A 9743-nucleotide genomic window follows, 5' to 3' on the forward strand; every position below is an offset into this window, starting at 1 on the left:
CACCTAGATCGATCACCACGACCACACCCCGGAACCGACACATCCCCGCAGCAGGAACCTCAACCCAGGCTGGACCCTAATTCAGCAGGCTCCTAGGGAGCAGAAGGGCTCAGAGGTCGAGGGTGAGGTTCCCGCCGGGACTGCGTGAGACGCAGGTCAGCATGGTCCCGGCCGCGCGCTCGGGCTCGGTCAGGATGTTGTCGCGGTGGTCGACCTCGCCGGACAGCGTCCTGACCTTGCAGGTGCCGCAGAACCCTTGACGGCACGAGTACGGCACCGAGGGCAGCACCCGGCGGATCGCGGCGAGCGCGGATTCGTCTGCGGCGACCGGGATCTCCTGACCGGTCGAAGCCAGCGTCACCGTGAACTCGGAGCCATTCTCCACCGGTGGCGGGCTGAACCGCTCGTAGTGCAGCTCGATGTCGGCGCGTGTCGCGAGATGACGGCGAAGCCCCTCCAGCATGGGAACCGGGCCGCAACAGTAGACGGCGAGGTCGGCGGGGGCGTCGACGGGACCGACCAGATCGGCCATGCTCGGCAGTCCGTGGACGTCGTCGGTCCGGATGGTGACGCGGTCGCCGAACGCTGCCACCTCGTCGAGGAACGGGATCGACTCGGCGGTGCGGCCGGTGTAGATCATCGACCAGTCCAGCCCGAAGCGCTCGGCCGTGGCGAGCATCGGCAGGATCGGGGTGATGCCGATTCCGGCCGCGACGAAGCGGATTCGGCGCGCAGGTGATCCGTGGCCGGGGACCGCGAATGGAAAGGCGTTGCGGGGACCCTTGATCGAGAAGACGTCGCCGATACGCAACGAGTCGTGGACCTCGACCGAACCGCCACCGCCGTCGGGAATCCGGCGCACCGCGATCCGGTAGTGCTCCCGATCCGCGGTGTCACCGCACAGCGAGTACTCCCGCATGCGTCCCGACGGCAACAACAGATCGATGTGCGCCCCGGCGTGCCAGTTCGGCAGCGCGCCACCGTCCGCGGCGGCGAGGGTGAGCGCGATGACGTTCTCGTCGCGCGCGACCACCTCGCGTCCGACGATCCGGACCCGGGTGGTCCCGTCGCTCACCGCACCTCGGCGCAGCGGTGACAGCGGCCGCCAGACCGGCCACCAGGCCCGGAACATCATGGTGCCGACGGTGAGCAGCGGGTCATGCCGCCATCGGCCGTGCAGGTGGGGCGGTGGTTGCGTGAGTGTTGTCGAATGCGGATGCGCGCGTTGGTTCATGACCCTGCTCTCCCGTCCGCACTCACGCCGCGTTGCGCGCGGCCGGCGAGCTCGCGAGATAGGCGACCGCCTGTGCGGTGCTGCCGATGTCCTCCGGCCGGAACCCGGGTCGGAAGTAGCTGAAGGTGGCGAAGACGATCGTCCGCATCTTCGGCAGCACGCCGGCCCGCACCCCACGGTGGTAATGCCAGGTCTTCTGGAAGTAGTTGTACGACAACGACGTGTCCTGGCCCATGATGAAGCGGTAGCCCCGCTGGATGAGGATCAACAGGATCGGCAGCACCACGAACATCGCCCGGCCGCGACGCAGATATCCGTCGCCGAAGTACGCGGCGACATCGTGTGCGACGGCCCGGTGCTCCACCTCCTCGGCGCCATGCCACATGAACAGGTCGGTCATCGTGGGGTGCGCCCCGACCCGGGTCCAGGTGTTGTTCAGCGCGAAGTCGCCGAGGATGGCGGTGTAGTGCTCCAAAGCCGCGATGAGCCAGAGGCGTTCGACGAGGTGCTTGTCGCGGGCCTCCTGGGTGCCACCCTCCAGCGGTCCGAGTACCTTGCGGAAGATCCACTCCATCTGCAGCTGGTAGGGCCGCGGGTCGATGCCGTGGTGATCGAGGAACTCCCACAGGACGTGATCGTGGGCCTCGGCGTGCATCGCCTCCTGGCCGATGAATCCTCGCATGCGAGAGGCGAGTTCCTCGTCGTCGACCAGCGGAAGGGCCTCGTTGTAGGTCTGCACGAACCACCGCTCGCCCTCCGGGAGCAGGAGATTGAGCACGCTGATGAAGTTCGACGCGACCGGGTGGCCGGGTATCCAGTGGAGCGGGACATCGTCCCAGTCGAACGCCACGTTGCGGGCGTGCAGCTCGACGGGCCCTGGATCGGCCGACGATGCGTCCCCCGGTGCACGATTGTCGTTGTGCGTCATGGCGTTCACCCCGTGATGTTCTGACGGGCGCCGATGCGCGACAGCCACGGCGCGAAGCGGTAGATCCGGTATCCCACCTTCGCCTCCACGGTCACCGGCACCACCGCCTTGTTGTGCTCGATGGCAGCGACGATCTCACCGGCGACCCGGTCCGGAGTGAATCCCCGGCGCTGGTAGAACCGGTCGAGCCGATCGCGGCGGGCCTGTTCGGCGTCGGCGTCGAGGCCGGCGATCGGCGTCGAGGAGACGATGTTGGTGTCGACGAGTCCGGGACAGATCGCGCTGACGCCGATGCGGTGTTCGGCGAGCTCGGCGCGGAGCGACTCGGAGAAGAGGAGTACCCCCGCTTTCGACGCCGAGTACAGGCCGAGGCTGCGTGACGGCGTGAACGCCGCGGCCGACGCGATGTTGACGATGTGCCCGCCGACCCCGCGCTCGACCATCTGCCGGCCGAACTCCCGGCTGCCGGTGACGACGCCGCGCAGGTTGACGTCGAGGAGCCGGTCGACCTGCTCGTCGGTGGCCGCCAACACCCCACCGGCCAAACCGATTCCGGCGTTGTTGACCACGATGTCGGGAATGCCGTGGGCCTCTCGGACGCGAGCGGCGAAGGTGGTGAACTCGGCGGTGTCGGAGACGTCGAGGAGGTAGGCGTGTGCGGCCGACCCCGCGGCCTTGCAGGCGCGGGCGGTCTCGTCGGCGGACGCGGGGTCGAGGTCGGCCAGGACGAGCTCGCACCCGCGTTCGGCCAATGCGAGGGCCGTCTCGCGTCCGATGCCGCTGCCCGCGCCGGTGATCACGACGAGTTTGCCCGCCAGCGGTTTCGGTTCGGTGAACAGGCGTGCCCGCTCGATGACCGGGGCCGGGGCCCCACTGTTGGTCTGCACCGCAAGGAAATCCAGGACGAGATCGGTCAGATAGTCGGGGTGGGTGTAGGGCAGCCAATGTCCGGTCGGGGTGTCGCGGCGCCAGAGTTTCGCGACGTACGTCGGCGTGATGTCGTAGATGGCCGGCCGCAGCGCGATGTCGCGTTCGTTGACCACCTGGAGCACCGGCACCGTGGTGGTCCGCGGATCGGGCCGCAGGAGTTTGGCGCGGATGTTCGCGCGGTACAGGGCGAGGCCGCTCACCATGTCGCGGCGCAACGAGTCGGCGACGTCGACGTTCTCCGGTGGCGTGCCCTCGACCGCGCGCAGGAACTGTTTCCACACCGCCGGATTGCCCATCGCGCGCAACAACACGTTGGGGAGCACCGGAAGCTGGAACAGCCCTGTGTAGGCCGACGACATCGACTGCGCGAGCACATTGCGCAGGTGTCGAGGGGTGGGGCTGGCGACCTGATCGCGGACGAACTGACCGAGGTGGTCGAGGTTGGGGCCGGACACCGAGACGAATGAGGCGATGCGGGCGTTGGCGCGCGGGCGGCTGACGGCCTCCCATGTCTGCACCGATCCCCAGTCGTGTGCCACCACGTGTACGGCGTCGTCGGGACTCACCGACTCCGCGACCGCGTACAGGTCGTCGGCGAGCTCGTCGAGGCGGTAGGCGGCGACCCGCCGGGGGCGGTCGCTCTCGCCGAAGCCGCGGCAGTCATAGGCGACCACGTGATACTGCTCCGCCAGCCGCGGCGCGATGTGGGTCCACAGGTGGTGGGTGTCCGGCCAGCCGTGCACCAGCAGCACCGTCGGTTTCGACGGATCGCCCAGCTCGTAGGTGGCCAGCCGGATCCCGTTGTTGCTGACGGTCCCCGGACTCCACTCGGGTCGTCGAATCGCCTGTTGAGCCATCTGTCACCTCGTTGTGTGTGCTCCGCCGATGGAGGTACACGTTACCAACGGTTACACAAATGTCCAGACCCCGGCAAAGCAGCGAGGGCCCGGTCGGATGACCGGGCCCTCACCAGGGACTTCTCGCGGAACTCCGCGGGATCACTGCCGATACGACGACAGGAAGTTGCCGATCCGCTCCACGGCCTCGGTCAGATCCCGGGACCACGGCAGCGTGACGATGCGGAAGTGGTTGTGGTCGTCGAGGTTGAACCCCGTCCCCTGGACGACGAGGATCTTCTCCTGCAGCAGCAGGTCCTGGACGAACAGTTCGTCGTTGTGGATCTCGTAGATCTCGGGATCGAGGCGGGGGAAGGCGTACAGCGCGCCCTTGGGCTTGACGCAGCTGACCCCGGGGATCTCGTTCAGCTTCTCCCAGGTCACGTTCCGCTGTTCGTACAACCGGCCACCGGGGGAGACGAGGGCCTCGATGGACTGGTAACCGCCGAGCGCCACCTGGATCGCGTGCTGGCCCGGCACGTTGGCGCACAGGCGGGTCGACGCCAGGATGCCCATGCCCTCGATGAACCCGCGCGCGTGGTCCTTGGGTCCGGTCATCACGACCCATCCGGCTCGGTAGCCGCAGACGCGGTACGCCTTCGACAGGCCGTTGAAGGTGAGGCACAACAGATCCGGCGCCAGCGAGGCCACGTTCACATGCTCGGCGTCGTCGTAGATGATCTTGTCGTAGATCTCGTCGGCGAGGATCAGCAGCGAGTGCTCGCGGGCGAGTTCGACGAGCTGCTCGAGGACCTCGCGGGAGTAGACCGCGCCGGTCGGATTGTTCGGGTTGATGATGACGATCGCCTTGGTGCGGTCGGTGATCTTCGCGGCGATGTCGGCGACGTCCGGGTTCCACCCGTTCTCCTCGTCGCAGCGGTAGTGCACGGGCTGCCCGCCGGACAGCGAGGTCATCGCGGTCCACAGCGGGTAGTCGGGTGCCGGGATCAAGACCTCGTCGCCGTCGTTCAGCAGCGCCTGCATCGTCATCGTGATGAGCTCGGAGACGCCGTTGCCCAGGATGACGTCGTCGACGTCGAAGTACGGGAAGTCGGGGATGAGCTCGTAGCGGGTCACCACGGCACGACGCGCGGAGAGCACACCGGCGGACTCGGAGTAGCCCTGCGCGTAGGGGAGGGCGTGGATCATGTCGCGCATGATCACGTCGGGGGCCTCGAAACCGAACAGCGCCGGGTTGCCGATGTTCAGCTTGAGGATTCGATGGCCCTCCGCCTCGAGCCGTTGCGCGTGCGCGTGTACGGGACCGCGGATCTCGTAGCACACGTTCTGCAGCTTGAGCGACTGCTCGAGCGGCTTGAGGTTCTGGTTGAGGTGCGAAACATGGGGCCTACTCACGGGTACATTGTCGCAGCCGGTGGCAAATGCGTTTCTGGCGCGTGTCGGGGTGCCCGCTTCCCGGTCCCGCTGGTCGTCGGCTAGTAGTCGACCGCGTCCCTGATGAGCGGACACGTCATGCAGTGCCCGCCGCCGCGACCGCGCCCGAGTTCGGCCCCGACGATGGTGATGACCTCGACGCCGGCCTTGCGCAGCAGGGTGTTGGTGGTCGTGTTCCGGTCGTAGGTGATGACCACCCCGGGCTCGAGGGCGACGGCGTTGTTGCCACTGTCCCACTGCTGGCGCTCGGACTGGTACACATCGCCGCCGGTCTCGATCACGCGCAGCGAGTCCAGGTCGAGCGAGCGCGCGACGGTGTCCACGAACGAGCCGGTCCCGTGGTCGATGACGTCGACGCCCGGTGCCGCGTCCGACGGCAGCAGCGAGAAGGTGTGCACCGCGTCGATGATCCGGGGGTAGAGCGTGACGATGTCGCGGTCGGCGAAGGTGAACACCGTGTCGAGGTGCATGGCCGCCCGCAGCTTCGGCATGCCCGCGACCACCACCTGATCGGCTGCGCCCTTCTCGAACAGGGTCTTGGCGACCTGGGTGATCGCCTGACGCGAGGTCCGCTCGCTCATGCCCATCAGGACGACGCCGTTGCCGACCGGCATGATGTCACCGCCCTCGAAGGTGGCACGGCCCCAGTTCTGTTCGGGATCGCCCCACCAGACCGTGGAGTCGACGAAATCGGGGTGATACAGGTAGATCGCCTTGTAGATCAGCGTTTCCTCGCGCCGCGCCGGCCAGTACAGCGGGTTGAGCGTGACCCCGCCGTACAACCAGCAGGTGGTGTCGCGGGTGTAGAGGGTGTTCGGCAGCGGCGGGAGCAGATACTCACGCGCGCCGACCTGCTCGCTGGCGAGCTTGAGATAGCCGGAACGGAAATCGTCGGGCAGATCGTCGGTGGCCAGCCCGCCGATCAGGACCTCGGCGAGTGCTCGCGGGGTGAGCGACTCGAGGTAGCTCCGCGTGCTGTCGACGAGGCCCAGGCCGACGCGGTTGGCGACGATCGTCCGGTCCAGTAGCCAGTCACGCGCTCCCGGTAGCTCGAGCGTCGCCGCCAGGACGCCGTGGAGTTCGAGCACCTCGACGCCCCGCTGGGTCATCTTGTTGACGAAGTCGGCGTGGTCGCGCTGGGCGTTCTCGACCCACATGACGTCGTCGAAGAGCAGGTCGTCGCTGTTGGTCGGCGTCAAGCGTCGGTGCGCGAGTCCCGGGGAGCAGACGAGCACCTTGCGCAGGCGCCCGACCTCGGAGTGGACCCCGTGCGCGGTCGTGCCGGCGGTGGCGGAGGAGGTCATCGGGGACAAGGCCTTTCGATCGGGGACGGTTCGGAGGGGTGCTCTCCCGAGCGGTGCTTTCCGGAGCGTGTCACAGGGTGATCGCCCCGGTCGCCAGCGCGCCGATTCCGAGCACGGCGCCGACGACGAGGATTCCGCAGAGCGCGGCCTCGGCCGGTCGGAAGATCCGCGCACCGTTCTCCCGGCGCGCCATCACGTACAGGATGGTCCCGGGCGCATAGATGATGCAGGACAGGATCAGGAACTCCGGACCGGCCGCGAAGACGAGGAACACCGTGTAAACGGTCGCGAGGACGGCGATCGCGAGCGCGCGACGTGCCTGCGTCCCGGACCCGCGTTCGGGGAACGCCACCTTCACCGCGAAGGCCGCCGCGAGGAAATAGGGGATGAGCGACAGGCTCGTGCACAGGTCGAGGAGGAAGTCGAGCGAGTCCTCGGCGAACAGCACGACGATGATCAGCGTCTGGACCATCAACGAGGTCAGTGCGAGTGCCGCGATGGGGGCGCCGGCGCCGTTCTGCCGGGACAGGAAGCGCGGCATGTCCTTGTCCTGGGCCGGGATGAACAACACCTCGGCGGCCATCAGGGTCCACGCGAGGTAGGCGCCGAGGACCGAGATGACGACTCCGAAACTGATGAACGCCGTCCCCCAGCTGCCCACGATCTCGGCCAGCAGCGGAGCCATGGACGGTTGGCGGAGCGCCGCGATCTCGGCTTGCGGGAGTATCCCGTAGGAGAGCAGGGTGACCGAGGCGAACACGCACAGCACGCTGACGAAGCCGAGGATGGTCGCACGGCCGACGTCCTCGCGTCGTCGCGCGTAGCGGGAGTACACGCTCGCGCCCTCGATCCCGAGGAACACGAACACGGTGATGATCATCGTGTTGCGTACCTGGTCGAAGATGGCTCCCGCGGTGACGTCCTCGGTGCCCCAGAAGTTGTCCGTGAAGACGCCGACGTCGATGGCGACGGCCGCGACCGCGATGAACACCAGAATCGGCACGATCTTGGCGACGGTGACGATCCGGTTGATCGCGGCGGCATCCTTGACGCCGCGGGCGATCAGGGCGGCGAAGACCCAGATCCCGACGGTCGAGAGCAGTGCGGCGATCACGGTGTCACCTTCACCGAGCGCGGGCCAGGCCTTGCCGATGGTGCTCATGATGAACACCCAGTAGAAGGCGTTGCCCGCGCACGCGCTCGCCCAGTATCCGAACGCCGAGTTGAAGCCGACGTAATCCCCGAAACCGGCTTTGGCATAGGCGAATACGCCCGAGTCGAGCTCTGGTCGGCGAATCGCCAATCGCTGGAAGACGAGTGCCAGGGTCAGCATCCCGACCCCGGCGATGGTCCAGGCGATGATGGCCGCGAAAACGCCTGCGGACGAACCGAATCGGGCAGGCAGGGAGAACACCCCGGCACCGATCATCGAGCCGACCACCATCGCGGTCAGGGTCGGCACACTCATGCCGAGTGGCTGTTTGACCGCGCTGTCCTCGACTGCCAAGTTCGCCTCCCGGCGGTCGGATTCAGTGAACTGTTGCCCGTGCTCACGATGTCACAGTCAGCGGTCCTCGGCAGGATGTCGAGACACGACATGCAGAACCAGGTGGCAGCGGCCCGACGGCCCGCCCGATGCAGAACGGGCCCCGACCGAATGGTCGGAGCCCGTTCTGCGGGTACTGCTTCTACTTGTGGCCGGGCCGCTTCTTGCCGGCCGCGATGCCGAAGCCCTTGGCCTTCGACGCCCCGGTCTCGGCGACCGTGCGAGCCGCGGACGAACCGTTGCTCGACGCCGCAGGCGCCGCCTCCGTGTCGGCGTCGTCTGCGTCGCCCGGGCTCTCGACCTCGGCCGTCCCCGCGTCGGCCTCCGTCGCCGGAGCCTCGGTGGCCGGGGCCTCGTCGACAGGCGCTTCCGCCGCCTCGGTCTCGCCTGGCGCCTCCTCGGCCTGCGGGGCCTCGGGTTCCGACGCCGGTTCCGGCTCGGGGGCCGCTTCCGGAGCCGGAGCAGCTGCCGGTGCGGCCTTGCTCGCGCCGCCCGGTCGCTTCTTGCCCGCGGCCATGCCGAAGCCCTTGGCCTTGGCCGGCTTCTCCTCGGTCAGCACGGCGGCCGAGCCGCCCTGCGGTGCCTCGGCGGCTGGAGTCTCAGCAGCCGGAGCCTCGGCAGCGGGTGCCTCGACGGTCTCGGCAGGTGCGACGTCCGTCTCGGGAGCGGGGGCGTCCGCAGCCTCGGCAGGTGCCGCAGCCGGCTTGGCCGCGGCCTTGCCGATACCGCCGGGCCGCTTCTTGCCCGCGGACATCCCGAAGCCCTTGGCCTTGCCGGGCTTCTCTTCCGTTGCGGTAGCAACAGCTGATTCCGTCGCCGATCCCGCGGTAGCCGACTCCGCTGTCGTCGTTCCGGCTGTCGCCGAAGCCGATTCCGTGTCCACGGTCGGGGCGGCGTCCGGGGCCGATTCGCTTTCGTCGACCTTGCTCTCGGCGGGCGCGGTCACCCCGGCGGCGGGGGCCGCCGCGTTGGTGGTCTTCTGACCCGGGCGCTTGGCCTTGCCCATGCCGAAGCCCTTGGATGCGGGCTTCTTCTCGGCCTGCGGCGTCTCGGTGGTGGCCTCGGCGACCTCCTCCTTGACCGCCTCGGACGACTCGGTCTCGGCCGGCACCGGCTCGGCGGTACCACCGGCGGGCTTGCTCGCGGCACCGGGACGCTTGGCGCCGCCCTTCATGCCGAAGCCCTTGGCTGCCGGCTTCTTCTCGGCGGGTGCCTCGGCTGCGGTCTCGGCGGCTGCCGACTCCGGGGCGGCCGACGCCGCTGCGGCACCGGGCTTCTTGCCGCCCTTCATGCCGAAGCCCTTCGATGCGGGCTTCTTCTCGGCGGGTGCTTCCGGTGCCGCGGTCTTGGCCGCCGCGCCCGGCTTCTTGCCGCCCTTCATGCCCAGGCCGACCTTCGGCTTCGGCGCGGCCTCCGTGGTCGCGGCCGACGCAGTCGCCGCCGCGGGCACCTTCTCGGGCTCGGGTTCCGGCTCCGGCTCGGCGAGGGTGGGACGCGGTCCGAGGAACCG

The 9743-nt window shown here is 68.5% G+C and carries 6 protein-coding genes and 1 pseudogene; all 7 read right to left on the reverse strand.

What is annotated here, in order from left to right; all coding sequences use genetic code 11:
- Positions 1 to 109: 109 nt before the first annotated feature.
- Positions 110 to 1234 carry a PDR/VanB family oxidoreductase gene (locus ACFVHY_RS24360; protein WP_390275938.1) on the reverse strand — a complete coding sequence of 375 codons (1125 nt, stop codon included), beginning with the start codon at positions 1232 to 1234 and terminating at the stop codon, positions 110 to 112.
- A 22-nt stretch (positions 1235 to 1256) separates the two neighbouring features.
- Positions 1257 to 2162 (reverse strand): metal-dependent hydrolase, encoded by a 906-nt coding sequence (locus ACFVHY_RS24365; protein WP_390275940.1) that lies wholly within the window; start codon positions 2160 to 2162, stop codon positions 1257 to 1259.
- Positions 2163 to 2167: 5 nt separating this feature from the next.
- The gene (locus tag ACFVHY_RS24370) at positions 2168 to 3949 is read right to left on the reverse strand and encodes an SDR family oxidoreductase (protein WP_390275942.1); all 1782 of its coding nucleotides are present in this window, start codon (positions 3947 to 3949) and stop codon (positions 2168 to 2170) included.
- Positions 3950 to 4090: 141 nt separating this feature from the next.
- Positions 4091 to 5344: a pyridoxal phosphate-dependent aminotransferase gene (locus ACFVHY_RS24375; protein WP_004022424.1), complete on the reverse strand. Its 1254-nt coding sequence runs from the start codon at positions 5342 to 5344 to the stop codon at positions 4091 to 4093.
- 80 nt (positions 5345 to 5424) lie between these two features.
- Complete coding sequence (locus ACFVHY_RS24380) at positions 5425 to 6687, reverse strand: arginine deiminase (protein WP_390275944.1); 1263 nt, start codon at positions 6685 to 6687, stop codon at positions 5425 to 5427.
- A 70-nt stretch (positions 6688 to 6757) separates the two neighbouring features.
- Positions 6758 to 8155: a basic amino acid/polyamine antiporter gene (locus ACFVHY_RS24385; RefSeq protein ID WP_390275946.1), complete on the reverse strand. Its 1398-nt coding sequence runs from the start codon at positions 8153 to 8155 to the stop codon at positions 6758 to 6760.
- 220 nt (positions 8156 to 8375) lie between these two features.
- Positions 8376 to 9743: pseudogene (locus ACFVHY_RS24390) on the reverse strand (Fe-S oxidoreductase); the annotation flags it as partial.

Source organism: Gordonia sp. NPDC127522 (assembly GCF_042672305.1).
GTDB lineage: Bacteria > Actinomycetota > Actinomycetes > Mycobacteriales > Mycobacteriaceae > Gordonia > Gordonia hongkongensis.

Excerpts from the sequence above, each read along its gene's own strand:
- ACFVHY_RS24360 (WP_390275938.1), bottom strand. The coding sequence starts at position 1,234 with ATGAACCAACGCGCGCATCCGCATTCGACAACACTCACGCAACCACCG.
- ACFVHY_RS24365 (WP_390275940.1), bottom strand. The coding sequence starts at position 2,162 with ATGACGCACAACGACAATCGTGCACCGGGGGACGCATCGTCGGCCGAT.
- ACFVHY_RS24370 (WP_390275942.1), bottom strand. The coding sequence starts at position 3,949 with ATGGCTCAACAGGCGATTCGACGACCCGAGTGGAGTCCGGGGACCGTC.
- ACFVHY_RS24380 (WP_390275944.1), bottom strand. The coding sequence starts at position 6,687 with ATGACCTCCTCCGCCACCGCCGGCACGACCGCGCACGGGGTCCACTCC.
- ACFVHY_RS24385 (WP_390275946.1), bottom strand. The coding sequence starts at position 8,155 with ATGAGTGTGCCGACCCTGACCGCGATGGTGGTCGGCTCGATGATCGGT.